Genomic DNA, 19,723 nt, shown 5'->3' on the forward strand with positions numbered 1-19,723 from the left:
CATACGCCCTGGGTCTGGAGCTCCCGGCGAAGTCCACCTGGCGCGGGGTGGCTGCGAATCGACGCACATTCGATACGGTCGATCACGTGACTGGCTCTTCCCCGACATCCCGTCCGAACCAGCCCCTCGAGCCGCCTGCCAAGGCAACCCCCGGCCGCGTCCCAGACCCGACCGCGACCCCGGTAGCGGAGGTCGGCGTCACCGACGACAACGAGTCGGGAGCCGTCCACCTGGCGCCCGACCACGTGGTCAGCGTGCCGCCCACCGTCGCAGGGATGCCGGGCGGCGCGGTTCCGTTCGGGCGCATCCCCGTGATGGACGTGCGGCCACTCGTCGACTGCGGGCAGCGCCCCACCAAGTGCGTCGTCGGCGAGGACTTCGTCGTGCGCGCGCAGGTGTTCCGGGAGGGCCACGACGCGGTCAACGCCACCGTCGTGCTCACCGACCCCGACGGCGGCGACCACTACTTCGCGATGCACTGCGACAACGTCGGCCTCTCCGAGTGGAGCGCGACGGTCCACGCCGACCGCACCGGCTGGTGGACCTACCGCGTCGAGGGCTGGTCCGACCCGTACGCCACCTGGGTCCACGATGCCGAGATCAAGATCGCCGCCGGCGTCGACGAGGAGCTGATGTGCGCGGAGGGGGCCCGCGTGCTCGAGCGCTTCGCCGCCTCGGTCAGCGGCCTCGGTGTCGACGCCAGCGAGATCGAGAAGGGCCTCGCCGCCCTGCGTGACGACACCCGCCCGGCCGCGCACCGCCTCGGCGCCGCCACCTCCCCCGAGATCAAGGGGCTCGCGACGTTGATGCCGCTGCGCGAGTTCCTCTCGCCCACCGAGCGGCACCCGCTCCTCGTCGAGCGCGAGCGCGCGCTCTACGGCGCCTGGTACGAGATCTTCCCCCGCTCGGAGGGAGCGCGACGCGACCCCGAGACGGGCGAATGGACCTCCGGCACCTTCCGCACCGCCGCCGAGCGGCTCCCGGCGATCGCCGACCTGGGCTTCGACGTCGTCTACCTCACCCCCATCCACCCGATCGGCACGACCGCCCGCAAGGGACGCAACAACTCCCTCGCCACCGAGCCGGGCGATCCCGGGTCGCCCTACGCCATCGGCTCCCCCGACGGCGGACACGACGCGATCCACCCCGACCTCGGCACCTTCGAGGACTTCGACTTCTTCGTCGCCGAGGCCGGGCGTCACGGGCTCGAGGTCGCCCTCGACATCGCGCTCCAGGCCTCCCCCGACCACCCGTGGGTCCAGACGCACCCCGAGCTGTTCACCACCCGCGCGGACGGCACCATCGCCTATGCCGAGAACCCGCCCAAGAAGTACCAGGACATCTACCCGCTGAACTTCGACAACGACCCCGCCGGGGCCTACGCCGAGGTCCGCCGCGTCATCCAGGTGTGGCTCGACCACGGGGTCCGGATCTTCCGCGTCGACAACCCGCACACCAAGCCGGTCGCGTTCTGGCAGTGGTTGATCGCCGATGTGGCGCGAGACCACCCCGAGACGATCTGGCTCTCCGAGGCCTTCACCAAACCGGCCATGATGCACGCCCTCGCCAAGGCCGGCTTCCAGCAGAGCTACACCTACTACGCGTGGCGCAACGAGGCGTGGGAGCTCGAGGAGTACGGCCGGGAGATCTCGGGCGACGCCGCCGCCTACATGCGGCCGTCGTTCTGGCCCACGACGCACGACATCCTGACCCCCTACATGCAGTACGGCGGCCCGACTGCCTGGAAGCTGCGGGCCGCCCTCGCCGCGACGATGGTTCCCACCTACGGGATCTACGCAGGCTACGAGCTGATGGAGCACGTGGCCCGGCCGGGAGCCGAGGAACAGATCGACAACGAGAAGTACGAGTACAAGGACCGCCAGTGGCACCTGTACGAGCCCGGCGGCCCGCTCGAGGGGCACTCCCTCGCGTGGTACCTCAAGCGGCTCAACGAGATCCGCGGCTGGCACCCCGCCCTCCGGTGGCTGCGCAACCTCCACTTCCACCGGGCCGACGACGACAGCTTCCTCGTCTACTCCAAGTCCCGTCTCGTGGACGGCGAGCGGGACACGGTTCTCGTCGTCGCCAACCTCGACCCCCACGCGACCCGGGAGACGTGGGTACGCCTCGACATGGAGGCCCTGGGGCTCGCGACGTGGTCGACGTTCGACGCACACGACCACGTCCTCAACCAGACCTTCGTGTGGCGCCAGGACAACTTCGTCCGCCTCGGCCCCGACTCCGAGCCCGTCCACATCTTCAGCGTGAGGAGCCACTGACCCCCATGCAGGGACTCAACCTGGCCCAGCCCGGCCTCAAGTACGACCCCCAGTGGTTCCGCAAGGCGGTTTTCTACGAGGTCCTGGTTCGCGCCTTCGGCGACTCGAAGGGGTCCGGTGCCGGCGACTTCACCGGCCTCATCGGCCGGCTCGACTACCTGCAGTGGCTCGGCGTCGACTGCCTGTGGCTCCCCCCGTTCTACGCCTCGCCGCTGCGGGACGGCGGCTACGACATCGCCGACTACAAGGCGGTCCTCCCGGAGTTCGGCACGCTGCCGGAGTTCACCGAGCTCGTCTCACAGGCGCACGCCCGCGGGATCCGGATCATCACCGACTTCGTGATGAACCACACCAGCGACCAGCACCCGTGGTTCCAGGCGAGCCGCGCCGAGCCCGACGGCCCCTACGGCGACTTCTACGTCTGGTCGGACACCGACGACGGCTACCCCGACGCCCGGATCATCTTCGTCGACACCGAGGTCTCCAACTGGACCTTCGACCCCGTGCGGCGGCAGTTCTTCTGGCACCGGTTCTTCTCGCACCAGCCGGACCTCAACTTCGAGAACCCTGCCGTGCAGGAGGCGATGTTCGACATCGTCCGGTTCTGGATGGACCTGGGGATCGACGGCTTCCGCCTCGACGCGGTTCCCTACCTCTTCGAGGAGGAGGGGACGAACTGCGAGAACCTGCCGAGGACGCACGATTTCCTCGCCCGGCTGCGGGCCATGGTGGACGAGGAGTACCCGGGTCGCATCCTGCTGGCCGAGGCGAACCAGCCTCCGGCCGAGGTGGTGGACTACTTCGGCACCGAGGACGCGCCCGAGTGCCACATGTGCTTCCACTTCCCGGTCATGCCGCGCCTCTACTACTCCCTGCGTGAGGAGAAGGCCCAGCCGATCATCTCCGTCCTCGGGGACACCCCGGAGATTCCCCCCGCGACCCAGTGGGGCACCTTCCTGCGCAACCACGACGAGCTCACCCTCGAGATGGTGAGCCCGGAGGAGCGCGCGGCGATGTACGGCTGGTACGCCCCGGACCCCCGGATGCGGGCCAACGTCGGCATCCGGCGCCGGCTGGCACCGTTGCTCGACAACTCGCGGCCGGAGATCGAGCTGATCCACGCCCTCCTGCTCTCGCTCCCGGGCTCGCCGTGCCTCTACTACGGCGACGAGATCGGCATGGGCGACAACATCTGGCTCACCGACCGTGACGCCGTCCGGACCCCCATGCAGTGGACTCCCGACCGCAACGCCGGATTCTCGAGCGTGGACCCCGGCAAGCTCTACCTCCCCGTCATCTCGAGCCTCGTATACCACTACAACACCGTCAACGTGGAGGCGCAGATGGCCTCCTCCGCGTCGCTGCTCCACTGGGTCCGGGGCATGCTGCAGGTCCGCAGCCGCCACCCGGTGTTCGGGCTCGGCGACTTCCAGGTCGTCGACGCCGACAACGAGGCGATCCTCGCGTTCACGCGGTCGATGGATGGCGACGGCACCGACCCGGCCGAGGCCGTGCTCTGCGTCAACAACCTGTCCAGCCGGCCACAGGCGGCGACCATCACCCTGCCGGAGCGGTTGGCCGGCCGACAGCTCGTCGACCTCTTCGGCGGCAGCGGCTTCCCCTGGGTCGCCGCGGACGGCCGGGTCACGATCACGCTGGGCACGAGGGACTTCTTCTGGTTCCAGCTGCGCGGCGGGGAGGAGCCCGGCTGATGGCCATCATCCACAAGGGCGCGTCGATCGTCCCCAGCAAGCTCGAGCTGCTGACCAGGTGGATGCCGCAGCAGCGGTGGTACGCAGGCAAGGGGCAGGTGCCCCGCCTCGAACGTGTCGGCGGGTTCCGGTTCGAGGACCCCGAGGGTGAGGTCGGCGTCGAGATCCTGCTCGTCGCCGACCGTTCCGCCGCACCCGTCGTCGTCTACCAGGTGCCGCTGACCTATCGGGGTGCCCCCCTCGAGGGTGCCGAGCACGCCCTCGTCGGGACCATGGAGCACAGCGTCCTCGGGCCACGCTGGGTCTACGACGGCCCGCACGACCCGGTCTACGTCGCCGGTCTCGTCGACACGATCCTGACCGGCAGCCGAAGTGACGTCGCCCAGGCGTCTGCCGGCAGCAACGCCGTGGCCGTCGGCGCCCCGACGGGTCTGGCCGCCGGGACCGTCTCGTCGTCCAAGGTCCTCACTGGCGAGCAGTCGAACACCTCGGTCATCTGCCGCATGACCGCGGACGGCGGTGGCCCCGCCGAGCCGCTCATCGTCAAGGTCTTCCGGATCGTCCAGGACGGCGACAACCCGGACGTCGTCGTCCAGTCGGCCCTGACGAGATCCGGCTCGACGCGGGTCCCCGCCGCGTTCGGGCACCTCTCCGGCGCGTGGGACGACCCCTCAGGCACCGGTCCGGAGCAGCGTGGGCACCTCGCCTTCGCCCAGGAGTTCATCCCCGGCGTCGAGGATGCCTGGCGCGTCGCTCTCGTCGCGGCCGCTGCGGGCGCCGACTTCACGGCTCGGGCCCGCGACCTGGGGGCGGTGACCGCCGAGGTCCACCGGGCGCTCGCCGAGACGCTCGGCCGCGAGGAGCCGACGGCTGACGCGCGGGAGGCACTGCTGACGTCCATGCAGGAGAGGTATGCCGCTGCCGTCGCCTCCGTGCCCCAGCTCGGGACGCGCTCGTCCGACGTCCACGACCTCCTCGGTCGGGTTCGCTCGGTCGCCTGGCCGAAGCTCCAGCGGATCCACGGCGACTACCACCTGGGGCAGGTCCTCGACGTTCCGGAGCGGGGGTGGGTCGCGCTCGACTTCGAGGGCGAGCCGCTGCGCCCGCTCGCCGAGCGGGTCCGTCCGGACCTGGTCCAGCGGGACATCGCCGGGATGCTGCGGTCGTTCGACTACGCGGCGGGCTCGGTGCGCCTCACCGCCGCCGCGACGGCCGGGGCGTCGCCAGATGCCTGGGCGGCGGACTGTCGTCAGGCGTTCCTCGCCGGGTACGAGGGTGTCGCCGGCGAGTTCGACGAGAGCGGCCGGACCCTGATTCGGGTGCTCGAGCTCGACAAGGCGCTCTACGAGGTGGTCTACGAGGCGCGCAACCGCCCGTCGTGGCTGCCGATCCCGGTCGATGCCGTCGACCGGATCCTCTCCGAGAAAGGTCCTGCAGGATGAGCCCGGAACACCCAGGCAGGCACCACCCGACCGAGCCGACCGAGCCGGGCGACCCGACCGACCCGACCGACCCGGCCGACCCGACCGACCCGGGGCCGGAGCTGGACGACGCCGCCATCGACGCCTTCCTGCACGGCCGCAACGGCCAGCCCCATGACCTGCTCGGCCACCACGTCGGGCCCGGCGGGCTGACGATCACCTGCTACCGGCCGTTCGCCCACTCCGTCCTGGCCCGGCTGGACACGGGCGCCGAGGTCGACCTGCAGCACGTGCGTGACGGCATCTGGTCGATGACCTCGCCGCACTTCGGCACGACCCACGACTACCGCCTCCTCGTGACGTACGACGACGGGGTCGAGCACGAGCAGGACGACCCCTACCGGTTCGCCCCGACGCTGGGCGAGATCGACCGGCACCTGATCAACGAGGGCCGCCACGAGCAGCTGTGGACGGTGCTCGGCGCCCACGTCCGCCACTATCCCGGCCCGATGGGCGACGTGTGGGGCGTCTCGTTCGCACTGTGGGCGCCGCGCGCCAAGGCAGTGCACGTCATCGGCGACTTCAACGGCTGGGACCGGCTCTCCCACCCGATGCGGGCGCTCGGCTCGAGCGGTCTCTGGGAGCTGTTCCTCCCCGGCGCGCAGGAGGGGATGAACTACCAGTTCGCGGTCCGGGGCGCGGACGACGTCGTCCGGCTCAAGAGCGACCCGATGGCCCGGATGACCGAGGTGGCTCCGAAGCAGGCGGCGATCGTCACCCGCTCGCACCACACCTGGCACGACGAAGAGTGGATGGAGCGGCGCCGGACCACGGATCCCCACGTGGGGCCGATGAGCGTCTACGAGGTCCACGTCGGTTCGTGGCGCCAGGGCCTGGGCTACCGGGGGCTCGCCGAGCACCTCGTCAACTACGTCCGGGACGCCGGCTTCACCCACGTGGAGTTCCTCCCGGTCATGGAGCACCCCTACGTTCCCTCGTGGGGCTACCACGTGACCGGGTACTACGCGCCGAGCTCACGGTGGGGTACGCCCGACGACTTCCGCCACCTCGTCGACCAGCTCCACCAGGCCGGGATCGGGGTCATCCTCGACTGGGTCCCGGGCCACTTCGCCACGGACGACTGGGCCCTGGCCCGCTTCGACGGCGAAGCCCTGTACGAGCACCCTGACAAGCGCCTCGGCTGGCACCCCGAGTGGGGCTCCAACATCTTCGACTACGGCCGGCCCGAGGTGCGCAACTTCCTCGTCGCCAATGCGATCTACTGGCTCGAGGAGTTCCACGCCGACGGCCTCCGGGTCGACGGCGTCGCGTCGATGCTCTACCTCGACTACGCCCGCAAGGCCGGTGAGTGGGTCCCCAACCGCCACGGCGGTCGGGAGAACCTCGAGGCGGTCGCCCTGCTGCAGGAGACGAACGCCACCGCCTACAAGCGGCTCGGGGGGATCGTCACCGTCGCCGAGGAGTCCACCTCCTGGCCGGGCGTCACCAAGCCCACCGACCAGGACGGTCTCGGCTTCGGGTTCAAGTGGAACATGGGCTGGATGAACGACTCCCTGAGCTACCTCGGCCAGGACCCGGTCTACCGCAGCCACCACCACGGCAAGCTGACGTTCTCGCTCATGTACGCCTACACCGAGAACTTCGTCCTGCCGATCAGCCATGACGAGGTGGTCCACGGCAAGGGCTCCCTGCTCCGCAAGTCACGCGGCTCTCGTGAGGACCAGGTGGCCACGCTGCGCGCCTTCCTCGCCTACCTCTGGAGCCACCCCGGCAAACAGCTGCTCTTCATGGGCTGTGAGTTCGGCCAGGAGTCCGAGTGGTCCGAGGGCCGCAGCCTCGACTGGTGGCTGCTCGACCAGCCGCTGCACTACCGCGTCCACAACCTCGTCAAGGACCTCAACGGGATCTACCGGGCCAACCCGGCCCTCTGGGCGCTCGACTCGCACCCCGCCGGGTTCCAGTGGCTCGAGGCCGACGACGCGGACCACAACACCTTGGCGTGGCTCCGGCTGGGCGCCGGCGACCCTGCCGTGGACGCGCCCGTCGTGGCGTGCGTCGTCAACTTCAGCGGCGAGACGCTCGAGGGCTACCGGGTCGGGCTGCCCCGGGGCGGCACGTGGCGCGTCGTGCTCGACACGTCGGGCTACCACCCCGGCGCGCCGTCGAGCACCGGAGTCGTCGTCGAGGCGCGGCCAGAGGCCTGGCAGGGCCAGGAGCACGCCGCGATGGTCACCGTGCCCCGGCTCTCCGCGGTGTGGCTCATCCCGGAGGAGCCACCTGCGGCCCCCCATCCCGAAGCCCTACCAGCAGAGGCGGCCGCAACGGCCGAGACCCCCGAAGCGACCGGACACGAAGGAAGCACACCATGACGCACGCCCGCGCAGGACAGCCCGCCCAGCCGGAGGACCTCGTCGACCTCGATGCGCTGCTGGGTGCCTACTACGACCGCCACCCGGACCCGGACAACCCCGACGAGCAGGTCGCCTTCGGCACGTCCGGCCACCGCGGTTCCAGCCTCAACACGGCTTTCAACGAGGACCACATCCTCGCCACGACGCAGGCCATCTGCGACTACCGGGCCGACCAGGGCTACGACGGCCCCCTCTTCCTCGGACGCGACACCCACGCCCTCTCCGAGCCCGCGTGGCGCTCCGCCCTCGAGGTCCTCGTCGCCAACGGCGTCACCGTCCTCGTGGACGACCGCGACGGGTACACGCCGACGCCGGCCGTTTCCCACGCGATCCTGCGCGCCAACCGCGGCAAGGGCGTCCAGGGCAGCGGGCTCGCGGACGGGATCGTCGTCACCCCGTCGCACAACCCGCCCGCCGACGGTGGCTTCAAGTACAACCCTCCGAACGGCGGCCCGGCGGACACGGACGCGACCTCCGTCATCGCCGCCCGCGCGAACGAGCTGATCCACGGGGGGTTGAGGGACGTCCAGCGGGTCCCCTACGACCGCGCGCGAGCGAGCTCAGCGGCATACGACTTCCTTGGAACCTACGTCGACGACCTGCCCGCCGTGGTCGACCTGGCCCGCATCAAGGAGGCGGGCGTGCGCATCGGCGCCGACCCCCTGGGCGGAGCCGCCGTCGCCTACTGGGGCGAGATCGCCGAGCGGCACGGGATCGACCTCACCGTCGTCAACCCACGGGTCGACCCCCAGTGGGCCTTCATGACGCTCGACTGGGACGGCAAGATCCGGATGGACTGCTCCTCCCCCTCGGCGATGGCCTCACTCATCCGCACCAAGGACGCCTACGACATCTCCACGGGCAACGACGCGGACAGCGACCGCCACGGCATCGTCACCCCCGACGGCGGACTGATGAACCCCAACCACTACCTGGCGGTCGCGATCCAGTACCTCTACGGCGGGGCGCGGCCCGACTGGGGCGCCACCACGGCCATCGGCAAGACCGTGGTGTCGTCGTCGATGATCGACCGGGTCGCCACCGACCTCGGTCGGACCCTGCTCGAGGTGCCGGTCGGGTTCAAGTGGTTCGTGCCCGGGCTGCTCGACGGTTCGGTCGGGTTCGGCGGGGAGGAGTCCGCGGGCGCGAGCTTCCTCCGCTTCGACGGGACGGTCTGGTCGACCGACAAGGACGGCATCATCCTCGCCCTGCTCGCGTCCGAGATCCTCGCCTCCACGGGGCGGACCCCGAGCCAGCTCTACGCCGACCTCGCCGAGCGGCACGGCGCCCCCGCCTACGCCCGCATCGACGCCCCGGCCAGCCGGGAGCAGAAGGCGAAGCTGTCCGCCCTCGCAGCGAGCGACGTCTCCGCCGACACGCTCGCCGGCGAGCCGATCACGGCCAAGCTCACCGAGGCGCCCGGCAACGGCGCGCGGATCGGCGGGCTCAAGGTCGTCACCGAGAGCGCCTGGTTCGCCGCCCGCCCCTCCGGCACGGAGGACGTCTACAAGATCTACGCCGAGTCGTTCCGCGGCGCCGACCACCTCGCCCGGGTGCAGGCGGAGGCCAAGGACGTCGTCGACGCGGCGCTCGGGGGATGACCGAGGAGGCGCCGGCCCGCGGCCGGCTCTTCCTCGTCGCCGCCCCGAGTGCGGAGCGGGCCGCCCCGGTCGCGCTCGAGCTGGGGCGCCGGCTGCCGCAGGCGTTCGTCGTGACCGGAGCGCAGATCGGGTCCATGGTCGCCGGGAGACGGGTCGCTCCGCCAGAGAGCGACCTCGAGCGGCTCCACGGGCTGCTCCTGCGCTGGTCGGCCTGCCTGGCCGCGGCCGAGACGTTCCTCCTCGAGGGGTTCGACGCGGTCGTGCACGACGCCATCACCGGCGACCTTCTGGAGGACTTCCTCGACCTGTGCGCACCCGAGCCGGTCCACGTCGTCATCGTCGACGACTCCCACGGCTCCGGCACGCCGAGGTGGGGCCTCTGGCTCGACCCCGCGGCGCCCCCGGATGCTGCGGCCGCCGCGGTGCTGGCCCGGCTCGAGGAGTCGCTCGTCCTCACCGCCCCCGACCGACCCAATCCCCGCCGTCCTTAGGCCCCGATCCGCCGAAGGACGGCCTAGGTTGAGCGGGTGGGGCACATCGGTGTGCCCACCACCGTCATGGAGGAGAATTGGCAATGCGACGATCTCGCATGATCGCAGTCACCGGTGCCGTGGCCCTGGCCACGACCGGTCTGGGTGGCTTGGCAGCAACTGCCGGAGCCACCACCGCGTCAACAGGGGCCACCGCGGAGGCCCGCACCTACCAGGTACTCGCCAAGAGCGGCGTCTCGGCCGCCAAGCTCGCGCAGACCCTCACGTCGGCCGGCGCCAAGGTCACCCGGCAGAACTCCGCCATCGGACTGGTCACGGTCACGTCGACCGACGCACGCTTCGCGGCGAAGGCTCGTGCCCTCGACGGCGTCCAGGGCGCGGCGCTCAACCGCGCTGTGGGCCAGTCACCGACAGGTATCAAGGTCAAGCCCGACCCGGTCGAGAAGGAACACACCTTCGACAAGAGCCGGGCCAACGGCAGCACCAAGGTGCCCGCCGCCCCCAAGGGCGCCGACCCGCTCGACGGACTGCTCTGGGGACACGAGATGGTCGACGCCTTCGGGGCCCGCGCCACCGAGACCGGCGACAAGGTCCGGGTCGGCATCCTCGACACCGGCGTCGACGGCTCCCACATCGATATCGCCCCCAACTTCGACAACGCCCTGTCGCGGAACTTCACGATCGACATCCCAGCGATCGATGGCCCGTGCGAGACCGCGGACTGTGTCGACCCGGCCAACGTCGACGACAACGGCCACGGCACGCACGTCGCCGGGACGATCGCGGCCTCCCTCAACGGGGTCGGGATCAGTGGCATCGCCCCCGACGCCACCATCGTCAACGTCCGCGGCGGTCAGGACAGCGGCTACTTCTTCCTCGACCCGGTCGTCGACGCACTGACCTACGCCGGGGACAACGGCCTCGACGTCGTCAACATGTCCTTCTACGTCGACCCGTGGCTCTACAACTGCCAGGGTGGCGCTCCTGAGGACCAGCAGTTCCCCGAGGCCGTCGCCGAGCAGAACATGATCATCGAGGGCATGACCCGCGCCCTCGCCTACGCCACCGAGCACGGCGTCGCTCTCGTCGGGGCCCTCGGCAACAACCACGAGGACCTGTCCAAGCCACGCCCGGACGACTCCTCGCCGGACTACGACAACCCGGCCTACGACTGGGACACCTCGGCGTGGGAGCGGACGATCGACAACGCCACGTGCCTCGACCTGCCGACCGAGGGCCCTGACGTCATCGGGGTCTCCGCCCTCGGCCCGTCGGAGCGCAAGGCGGACTTCTCCAACTACACGACCGACCTGACCTCTGGTGAGATCGAGGTCTCGGCGCCGGGTGGCTGGTACCGCGATGGCCTGGGCACCAACTCCTACCGGACCAACGGCAACCTGATCCTGTCCGCCGCACCGCTCCACGTCCTCCAGGCCGAGGGCCAGGTGGACAAGAACGGCAACATCACGAAGCTCGGTCGCACCTTCGGCACGCTGAAGTCCTGCGAGAACGGCAAGTACAACGAGAACACCTCCGAGTGCGGCTACTACCAGTGGCTGCAGGGCACGTCGATGGCCGCGCCGCACGCGTCGGGTGTCGCCGCGCTCGTCGTCGCGGCGCATGGCTCGGGGACGTCCGAGACAGACTTCGGTCTCGCCGCCGCCACGACGCGCAGCATCCTCATGGACACGGCACGTGACCACGCCTGCCCTGACGGTGGCGTCATGTCCTACGAGAACGTCGGCCGTTCAGCGCAGTTCACCGCGACGTGTGTGGGCACCGCTGAATTCAACGGCTTCTACGGCGACGGCATCGTCAACGCTGCCAACGCCGTGGAGTAGTCCTCGAGGACTCCACCACACTGGTGCCGCCCGCTCCCTCGGAGCGGGCGGCATCGTTGTGTTCTCCTCCATCAGTCCGTATGCCGCTGGGCCGGCTCAGGCGCCCCCCGCTCGCCGCCCCGGCCGGCTGGGCCCACCGCTCGCCGCCCGGCCGGCTGGGCCCGCCGGGAACGCGAGGAGCAGGCCCGTCAGAACAGGGCGCTCATCAGCGACTTGCGCGCCTTGGCCACGCGTTCGTCGGTCACGCCGACCACGTCGAAGAGCTCGACGAGGTGCTCGCGCGCCTGGTTGCGGTCGGCGTCGCTCGTCACGCGGACGGTGTCGATGAGCCGGGCGAAGGCGTCTTCGACGTGCCCTCCGAGCAGGTCGAGGTCAGCCACGAGGATCTGGGCATCGACGTCCGTCGGGGCGGCGGCCGCAGCGGCCCGGGCCGCCGCGAGGTCGACACCGGTGGTGCGCTGGAGCAGACCGACCTGGGCCAGGCCCAGCCTGGCATCGGTGTCGGCCGGGTTCTGGGCGAGGGCATCGCGGTAGGCCTGGGCGGCCTCGTCCAGGTCGCCGGCCTCGATGGCGTCGAAGGCCTTCTGGTGCAGGGGCGGCAGGGGCGGGGCGCTCTCTGCCTCGGCCCCCGCCGCGTCCGCGTCGGTGCCGGCCTCGTCCGCGGGGCCTGGTGCGACCCGCCCGGTCAGGCCGTTCTGGGTCGCGAGCGCGAGGACCTGGTCGATGACGGCGACGAGCTGCTGCTCCGGCTGCGCTCCCTCGAAGAGCGGCACGGGCTGCCCCTGGATCAAGGCGAAGCTGACCGGCACCGCCTGGACCTGGAAGGCCTGCAGGGTCGCGGGGTTGGCGTCGACGTCCACGGTGACCAGCTGGAACCGCCCGCCGTAGCGCTGCGCCACCTGCTTGGCGGTCGTGACGAACGTGCCGGACTCGGCGAGCCTCGACGACCACAGCACGAGCACCACGGGGTAGCGGGTGCTCGCCGCGATGACGTCACGGATCGTCGCGTCGGAACCCTCCACGATGACCCCCGCAGCCCCTGAGGCGGTGGGGTCGGCACCCGCGGAGGACCCGGGGCCAGCCTGCGGGGCCGGGCGCTTGAGCGATGAGAGGTCGACGGCACCGCGCAGGGCGGCTGCGGTGAAGGGCTGCTGGCTCATGGATCAATCCTGCCTCACCGGCCTGTGCCCGCGACAAGCTGGTCGGCGGCCGCCACGATCCGGGCTGCTCCGCTGGTCGGGATGACGAGGGCGATGATCTGGTTGGACGTGAGGCTGGCCTCGCTCGTGATCCGCTTGATGCCGGTGAGCCGGGTGAAGTCCTTGGACGGCGTGAGCTGGGAGGCACGCCGCAGGGCGATGCTGTCTGTGCGCACGACGGTGCCGAAGACGATGGCGCCGTCGCCGCTCTTGAGCCGGAGTCCGCCGATGACGCCCTTCGGCTCGTGCGACTGGGTGAAGCTCCCACTGGCGGAGACCGCCTTGTCCTGGGCCCGCGCCGACTGGCGCAGCTGCGCGGTCAGGGGGTCCTCCACGAGCAGGGTGGTCTGCTTTGGGTCGGGGAAGGCGACAGAGTCGGCGAAGGCCTGCAGGACGTCCGCCGGGGCGGCCGCGAGTCCGGCACCGTCGCCGATGGCCCCGGAGCCGATCGAGGTGGGGTCGAGCTCGTCGACCCGGGCCTCGGCGAGCATGGGGGTGATCGCTGCGACCTTGAACTCCGCAGCGGGCGCCTCCGCGACGAGGAGCGCGAGGACGGCCGCCTTCGTCTTCTCGAGCGTGGTCTGCACGAGGATCTGCCGGGGCTCGTCACCGATCCGGGAGATCCCGAGGACCTTCGCACCGGTCGTCGACAGCTCGGCGTCGGCCTGCTGCTGGGCCGTCTTGGCCGGCAGCGTCTTGGCCCAGGCGTGCGCCGACTCGAGCGCGGGTCCGGTGAACGCCGCCTCTCGGGCCGCCACTCCGGCGGGTGAGGTGTCCTCCAGCGCCGCGACGGCTGCCACGAGACGGGCCTCCGCGGTCGAGGTCGCGGCCGTGGCGGCGACGGCCGGGGTGGGCTGCGACGCCACGCCTTCGTCGGCGTTCCCGGTGCAGGCGCTCAGCACGGCGAGGCTGGCGAGCGCCGCGAGGAGAGCCCGTCGGGGGCTGGCGGGGCGGGGCATGGAGGCGCCTTTCGGTGACACGTCGGTCGCAGGGTAGGCGACCGTGCGGCCGGGAATGGCCGCCCACCACCATACGCAGGCCCCGCGGGGGCGCGGCAAATCGGTGTGGTACGGGTGCAGGCGCCCGGGAGGCTCGGGGGCGAGCGCTCAGGCGGGGGCTGGCCCGCTCCGCTGGCGCTCGATCGCGGCTTCGAGCCGCTCGAGCTTGCCGTCGAGCTCCCCGCTGAAGCCCGGTCGGATGTCGGCCTTGAGGACGAGGCTGACGCGGGGGGACGCCTCAGCCAGGACGTCACAGCAGCGCTTGACGACGGCCAGGCACTCGTCCCACTCCCCTTCGACCGTCGTGAACATCGCATCCGTGCGGTGGGGCAGCCCCGACTCGCGGACGACGGTGATGGCGCGGGCGACGGCGTCGCTCACCGACCCCGTGTCGTCGGCGGCGAGTGAGGGGGCGACCGAGAAGGCGATCAACATGACCCCACCGTATGCCGTTGTGCTCCCTCCCAGCGGCCCGGCGCCTCAGGCTCCTCCCGCCCCACCGGAAAGTGTCGTCCACCCGGGTGTCGGGGCGGCACCCCCAGTCCGCGTCGCGGGGCCACACCTTTTCAGCGCGTGCGGGAAAGTGGCGCACCCGCCGCGTCGCGGGGCCACACCTTTTCAGCGCGTGCGGGAAAGTGGCGCGCCCCCCGACATTCCCTCGGCTCAGATGTCGAGCTGGGTCAGGAGGGTGTCGGCCGCGGAGTAGGGGTCGGTCGCCCCGTCGACGACCTGGGCAGCGAGGGTGCCGAGGCCGTGGTGACCGCCGACGTGGCCGAAACGGGTGCGGAGGGAGGCGAGCGCGATGGACTCGATCTCGTCCGCGGCCCGCCGTTCGCGACGCCGGCGGAGGTCACCGTTGGCCTCGATGTGGGCCCAGTGCTTGTCCAGGGCCTCCATGACCTCCTCGACCCCGACCTGCTGCGCGGCGATCGTCTTGACCACGGGGGGTCGCCAGAGTCCGGGCTCGGCCCGGTCGCCCAGCGAGATCATGTGCCGCAGGTCCCGCACCGTCGCGTCGGCCCCGTCACGGTCGGCCTTGTTCACGACGAAGACATCCCCGATCTCGAGGATGCCGGCCTTGGCTGCCTGGATGCCGTCACCCATGCCCGGCGCGAGCAGCACGACCGACGTGTCCGCCAGGCCGGCGATCTCGACCTCGGACTGCCCGACGCCCACGGTCTCGACGAGCACGACGTCGCACCCCGCGGCGTCGAGGACGCGGATCGCCTGGGGTGTCGTCCACGAGAGGCCGCCGAGATGGCCCCGGGAAGCCATCGAGCGGATGTAGACCTCCGGGTCGAGGGCGTGGTCCTGCATCCGGATCCGGTCGCCGAGCAGCGCACCGCCGGAGAACGGGGAGGACGGGTCCACCGCCAGGACCCCGACCCGCAGCCCCCGCGCGCGGAAGGCTCCCACGAGCATCGTCGTCGACGTGGACTTGCCGACGCCGGGCGACCCGGTCAGCCCGATGACCCAGGCCCGCCCGGTGTGCGGGGCGAGCGCCGCCATCACGGCGCGCAGGGCCGGATGACCGTCCTCGACGAGGGAGATGAGGCGCGCGACGGCGCGCGGAGAGCCCGCCCTGGCCGATTCGACCAGGGCGGGCACGTCAACGTTGCGGCGTGAGCTCACCGGAGCAGCAGGGCGGCTCGATCGTGGGGATCAGGCCGTCTTGGGAACGCGGACGATGAGGGCGTCGCCCTGGCCGCCACCGCCGCAGAGGGCAGCCGCACCGACCCCGCCACCGCGGCGCTTCAGCTCGAGGGCGAGGTGGAGGGCGATCCGCGCACCGGACATGCCGATCGGGTGGCCGACGGCGATGGCCCCGCCGTTGACGTTGACCCTGTCGACGTCGATGCCGAGCTCCTTGGCGGAGGCGAGGCCGACGGCGGCGAAGGCCTCGTTGATCTCCACGAGGTCGAGGTCGGCGGGCGTGATGCCCTCCTTCTCGCAGGCCTTGGCGATGGCGCGGGCCGGCTGCTGCTGCAGCGTCGAGTCGGGGCCGGCGACGACGCCGTGGGCGCCGATCTCGGCGACCCAGCTGAGCCCGAGCTCCTCGGCCTTGGCCTTGCTCATGACGACGACCGCGGCGGCCCCGTCGGAGATCTGCGAGGCAGAACCCGCGGTGATGGTGCCGTCCTTGGCGAAGGCGGGGCGGAGCGACCCGAGCGAGGCGGCCGTCGTGTCGGCGCGGATGCCTTCATCGGACTTGAACTCGATGGGGTCGCCCTTGCGCTGCGGGATGGACACGGCGACGACCTCGTCGTCGAAGAGCCCGTCCTTCCACGCCTTGGCGGCGAGCTGGTGGGAGCGGGCCGAGAACTCGTCCTGCTCCTCGCGGGTGAAGGCCTGCTCGCCGACGTTGGCCTGCTCGGTCAGCAGCCCCATGGCCTGGTCGGTGAAGGCGTCCCACAGGCCGTCGTAGGCCATGTGGTCGCGCACCGTGACGTCGCCGTACTTGTAGCCCTCGCGGGACTTGGTCATCAGGTGCGGCGCGTTGGTCATCGACTCCTGCCCACCGGCGACGACGACGTCGAACTCGCCGGCGCGAATGAGCTGGTCGGCCATGGCGATGGCGTTGATGCCCGACAGGCAGACCTTGTTGATGGTCAGGGCGGGGACGGTCATCGGGATGCCGGCCTTGGCTGCGGCCTGGCGGGCCGGGATCTGCCCGGCACCGGCCTGGAGCACCTGGCCCATGATGACGTAGTCGACCTGCTCGGGAGCGACCCCGGCCTTCTCGAGGGCGCCCTTGATGGCGATGCCACCGAGGTCCGCGCCGGAGAAGTCCTTGAGCGATCCCAGCAGCCGGCCCATCGGGGTGCGGGCTCCGGCAACGATCACGGACACGGGACGGTCAGTCATGGAAATGCCTCTCCAACGTCTTTGGTGATGTCCGGTCCACTCTAGACGCGGTGCCTGAGAAGGCCCCCCACCGCATGACGAGAGCCACACGCGGGAGTGAGCTCAGCGGCATACGACATCGTCCGTATGCCGCTGAGCTCGCTCGGGCGCCCACGCCCGGGTCCCAGCCCACCCGCCACCGCGTGGCGAAGGGCACGCAGTTCGCGGCTGGTCACCCAGGGACAACCCCTTTAGTTTGGGCCGCATGACCACACTCGCCGGCCCGCTCTTCACCCACATCGACCACGTCGGCATCGCCGTCCCGGACCTCGACGAGGCGATCGCGTTCTACTCGGGGAAGTACGGGATGGAGCTGCTCCACGAGGAGACCAACGAGGAGCAGGGCGTCCGGGAGGCGATGATGGGCGTCGGGGACTCCGGCTCGTGCATCCAGCTGCTCGCGCCGTTGTCGCCGGAGTCCACCATCGCGAAGTTCCTCGACCGGAGCGGGCCGGGGATGCAGCAGCTCGCCTACCGGGTCACCGACATCGATGCCGTGTGTGACACGCTGCGCGAGCGCGGCCTGCGCCTGCTCTACGACACCCCGAAGCGGGGCACGAGCAACAGCCGCGTCAACTTCATCCACCCGAAGGACGCAGGCGGGGTGCTCGTGGAGCTCGTCGAGCCGGCAGCCGACCCCCACCACTGACGCAACACACCCGCATACCGACTGGTCCGGCGCCCTGCAGGGGGCGCGGGTAGTCGACAACCGGGTGTGTTTCAGAGCGCGGCGAGCTCGGCTTCGATGAGGACGAACAGGGCAGCGGTCCAGGCAAGCGGCGCCGGGCCGGCGGGGCGACCGTCGGGCAGGACCTTCTCGGGCAGGCTGCCCCAGCTCGTGGCGTGGGCGGCGAGCCAGTCGCGCCACCGCGTGGCGAGGGTGCGGTCGCCCGAGACCGCCGCCGTGTAGGCGACGAGCGCCGTCTCGGGTGTCCAGGACACGCCGTCCGACTTCCACGCGACGCCCGGTGCGAGTCCGCCGGCGGGCCGCAGGGCCTGCTCGGCGTAGCCGCGGACTGCGGCGAGCACCGCAGGGTCTGCCGCGTCGGCGAACGGGGGCAGCAGCATGGCGGCGCCCGCGTCGAGGCCCCCGCGGTCCCCGTGCCTCTGGTAGGTCGGGCCGAAGCGCTCCCCGATGAGCGACCGAAGAGCGGCGGCCGCACGGGAGATGTGACGCGCCTGGACCACGTCACCTTCTGCCGCACGGCTCCTCGCGGAGGCCTCGAGCCCAGCGGCGAGCGGCGCAACGGTCCCGAGCGTCACCCGACGCTCCGGGACCTCCCAGTAGTCGGGCGACGGCGGCGGCAGCCGGACTCCGTCGTCGGTCAGGTCGAGGACGTGCTGGATGGCGCGGTCGCGCAGGCTCCTGAGGTCGGCGGGCACCGGGTCCCCCGAGGCGGATCGAACGGCGTCGATCGCCCACAGCAGCCACCCGGCCCCGTCCGCCTGCCTCGGCCGGTTGTCGGGCACGCCGGGCCCGTCGAGGGTGTACCGCGCCTCGAAGCCGCCGTCGTCGAGCTGCGCCCGGACGAAGAAGCGCAGGACGCGCCACGCGTCCTCGGCATGGCCGGTCACGGCGTAGGCGACGGCGACGAACGAGTTGTCCCGCGGCCAGGCGTAGGCCCACGGCCCGCTCGGGCCGGCCGCGACGGCACCGTCGGGGCGCGTCAGCGCACGCAGGTCGAGCAGGGCGCGCTCGACGACCTCGTGATGTGCCGCCCGGCCGGGCACCGTCCCCGACTCGAGCCAGACACGATCGTCGTGCGCGCCGGGCCGGCCGTCGGCGAGGGCCGTGGCCCACGACCCCCCGTTGGCCAGTGTCGGCAGCGGCCCGGGCTCGCTCGGCAGGGCGAACGAACCCCCGGCGCCGATGATCAGGAGCGCGAGGATGGACACCAAGGCACGACGACGCCGCACTGCACCCCCTAGACCTGGGAGCAGTGTGACAGGGGTTCGGCACTGCGCGGCCCGGACTGGCTGGTTGGCGGCGCAGGTCACGAATCCCGGTGGGGCGGCCCCAACCGCTCCATAATCCGGCTATGCACATCTCTCGGCGCCGGGCTCTGGCGCTCGGCGGCGCCGCCGCCGTCGGAGGTGCTGTCACACGCGCCGGACAGCTCGTCGGGGATGGCGTGGCCGCGGACACTCCGCTGACCCTGTACGGCGGTCCGCAGAGCGATCTCCACGCGGACCGGTCGCCGACCTCGGCCACGGTGACGAAGGTCGCGTGGGGAGGACCCGGGTCTCGCCGGCTGGTTGCGCTGACCTTCGACGACGGCCCGGACCCCGACTGGACGCCCCGGGTGCTCGCCGCGCTCCGGAGGGCCAGCGCCCCGGCGACCTTCTTCTGCGTCGGCCGCAAGGTTCGGGAGCACGGCACCATCCACGCGGACAGCCTCGGCGTCCACGAGCTCGGCAACCACACCTTCGAGCACCCCGACCTGGCCCGTTTCGCACTGGAACGCTGCCAGGGCGAGATCGCCCGCACCAGCGACCTCATGGAGCGCACCTACGGCGAGCGGCCCACCCTCTTCCGCCCGCCCTACGGGCACCTCGGCGGCGCAGCGCTTCTCGCCGCAGCGGAGGCGGAGCTCACGACGGTCTTCTGGTCGGCCCAGGCCCGCGAGGACATCGCGCTCGCGGACCCCAACGGGGCCGTCGACGACCTGGTCCGGCAAGTGCGGCCGGGGAGCATCATCCTCGCCCATGACACCGGGTCGCCCGATCGCCTCCGCACCATCGACCACCTCGACCGGCTCATCGACCGCCTCCGGACCGACGGGTACGAGCTCGTCACCGTCTCGCAGCTCCTGGCCGCCGTCTGACCGCGTGCCGGTGGTCCCGA

At 71.4% G+C, this 19,723-nt stretch carries 15 protein-coding genes; 9 read left to right on the forward strand and 6 right to left on the reverse strand.

Features of this window, described 5'->3' with window-relative positions:
• Positions 1 to 275: 275 nt before the first annotated feature.
• The 7 genes from INTCA_RS12175 (at position 276) to INTCA_RS12205 (ending at position 11,777) form a co-directional block, all read left to right on the forward strand.
• Positions 276 to 2,279, forward strand: a complete 2,004-nt coding sequence (locus INTCA_RS12175; RefSeq protein WP_114611070.1) for an alpha-1,4-glucan--maltose-1-phosphate maltosyltransferase — start codon at positions 276 to 278, stop codon at positions 2,277 to 2,279.
• Positions 2,280 to 2,284: 5 nt separating this feature from the next.
• Entirely contained in the window at positions 2,285 to 3,991 is a 1,707-nt protein-coding gene (treS, locus tag INTCA_RS12180) for a maltose alpha-D-glucosyltransferase (protein ID WP_013493221.1), read from the forward strand.
• The gene (locus INTCA_RS12185; protein WP_013493222.1) at positions 3,991 to 5,433 is read left to right on the forward strand and encodes a maltokinase N-terminal cap-like domain-containing protein; all 1,443 of its coding nucleotides are present in this window, start codon (positions 3,991 to 3,993) and stop codon (positions 5,431 to 5,433) included. The genes treS and INTCA_RS12185 overlap by 1 nt, the downstream gene beginning before the upstream one ends.
• Positions 5,430 to 7,802, forward strand: a complete 2,373-nt coding sequence (gene glgB, locus INTCA_RS12190) for a 1,4-alpha-glucan branching protein GlgB (protein WP_013493223.1) — start codon at positions 5,430 to 5,432, stop codon at positions 7,800 to 7,802. The genes INTCA_RS12185 and glgB overlap by 4 nt, the downstream gene beginning before the upstream one ends.
• A complete protein-coding gene (gene pgm / locus INTCA_RS12195; RefSeq protein ID WP_013493224.1) occupies positions 7,799 to 9,445 on the forward strand; it encodes a phosphoglucomutase (alpha-D-glucose-1,6-bisphosphate-dependent) in 1,647 nt (548 codons plus the stop codon). Before glgB ends, pgm begins: the two co-directional genes overlap by 4 nt.
• A complete protein-coding gene (locus INTCA_RS12200; protein ID WP_013493225.1) occupies positions 9,442 to 9,936 on the forward strand; it encodes a hypothetical protein in 495 nt (164 codons plus the stop codon). Before pgm ends, INTCA_RS12200 begins: the two co-directional genes overlap by 4 nt.
• A gap of 98 nt (positions 9,937 to 10,034) precedes the next feature.
• Positions 10,035 to 11,777 (forward strand): S8 family peptidase, encoded by a 1,743-nt coding sequence (locus tag INTCA_RS12205; RefSeq protein WP_234423767.1) that lies wholly within the window; start codon positions 10,035 to 10,037, stop codon positions 11,775 to 11,777.
• Positions 11,778 to 11,965: 188 nt separating this feature from the next.
• On the opposite strand, the gene INTCA_RS12210 is transcribed toward INTCA_RS12205, so the two are convergent.
• From INTCA_RS12210 to INTCA_RS12230, 5 genes are all read right to left on the reverse strand, one after another.
• Positions 11,966 to 12,937 carry a co-chaperone YbbN gene (locus INTCA_RS12210; protein ID WP_013493227.1) on the reverse strand — a complete coding sequence of 324 codons (972 nt, stop codon included), beginning with the start codon at positions 12,935 to 12,937 and terminating at the stop codon, positions 11,966 to 11,968.
• A gap of 14 nt (positions 12,938 to 12,951) precedes the next feature.
• Positions 12,952 to 13,935, reverse strand: coding sequence for a hypothetical protein (locus INTCA_RS12215; RefSeq protein ID WP_013493228.1), 984 nt, complete (start codon positions 13,933 to 13,935; stop codon positions 12,952 to 12,954).
• Between the two features lie 147 nt (positions 13,936 to 14,082).
• The gene (locus INTCA_RS12220) at positions 14,083 to 14,409 is read right to left on the reverse strand and encodes a thiamine-binding protein (protein ID WP_013493229.1); all 327 of its coding nucleotides are present in this window, start codon (positions 14,407 to 14,409) and stop codon (positions 14,083 to 14,085) included.
• 228 nt (positions 14,410 to 14,637) lie between these two features.
• Positions 14,638 to 15,606, reverse strand: coding sequence for a methylmalonyl Co-A mutase-associated GTPase MeaB (meaB, locus tag INTCA_RS12225; protein WP_114610125.1), 969 nt, complete (start codon positions 15,604 to 15,606; stop codon positions 14,638 to 14,640).
• Positions 15,607 to 15,636: 30 nt separating this feature from the next.
• Positions 15,637 to 16,839, reverse strand: a complete 1,203-nt coding sequence (locus INTCA_RS12230; RefSeq protein WP_013493231.1) for an acetyl-CoA C-acetyltransferase — start codon at positions 16,837 to 16,839, stop codon at positions 15,637 to 15,639.
• A 244-nt stretch (positions 16,840 to 17,083) separates the two neighbouring features.
• Between INTCA_RS12230 and mce the strand changes: the two genes are divergently transcribed.
• Entirely contained in the window at positions 17,084 to 17,527 is a 444-nt protein-coding gene (gene mce / locus INTCA_RS12235; protein ID WP_013493232.1) for a methylmalonyl-CoA epimerase, read from the forward strand.
• Between the two features lie 71 nt (positions 17,528 to 17,598).
• Here the strand turns inward: mce and INTCA_RS12240 are convergent, their stop codons facing one another.
• Positions 17,599 to 18,795 (reverse strand): glycoside hydrolase family 15 protein, encoded by a 1,197-nt coding sequence (locus INTCA_RS12240; protein WP_013493233.1) that lies wholly within the window; start codon positions 18,793 to 18,795, stop codon positions 17,599 to 17,601.
• Between the two features lie 122 nt (positions 18,796 to 18,917).
• On the opposite strand from INTCA_RS12240, the gene INTCA_RS12245 reads away from it, so the two are divergent.
• The gene (locus INTCA_RS12245) at positions 18,918 to 19,703 is read left to right on the forward strand and encodes a polysaccharide deacetylase family protein (protein ID WP_013493234.1); all 786 of its coding nucleotides are present in this window, start codon (positions 18,918 to 18,920) and stop codon (positions 19,701 to 19,703) included.
• Positions 19,704 to 19,723: the final 20 nt, after the last annotated feature.

Source organism: Intrasporangium calvum DSM 43043 (assembly GCF_000184685.1).
Lineage (GTDB): Bacteria > Actinomycetota > Actinomycetes > Actinomycetales > Dermatophilaceae > Intrasporangium > Intrasporangium calvum.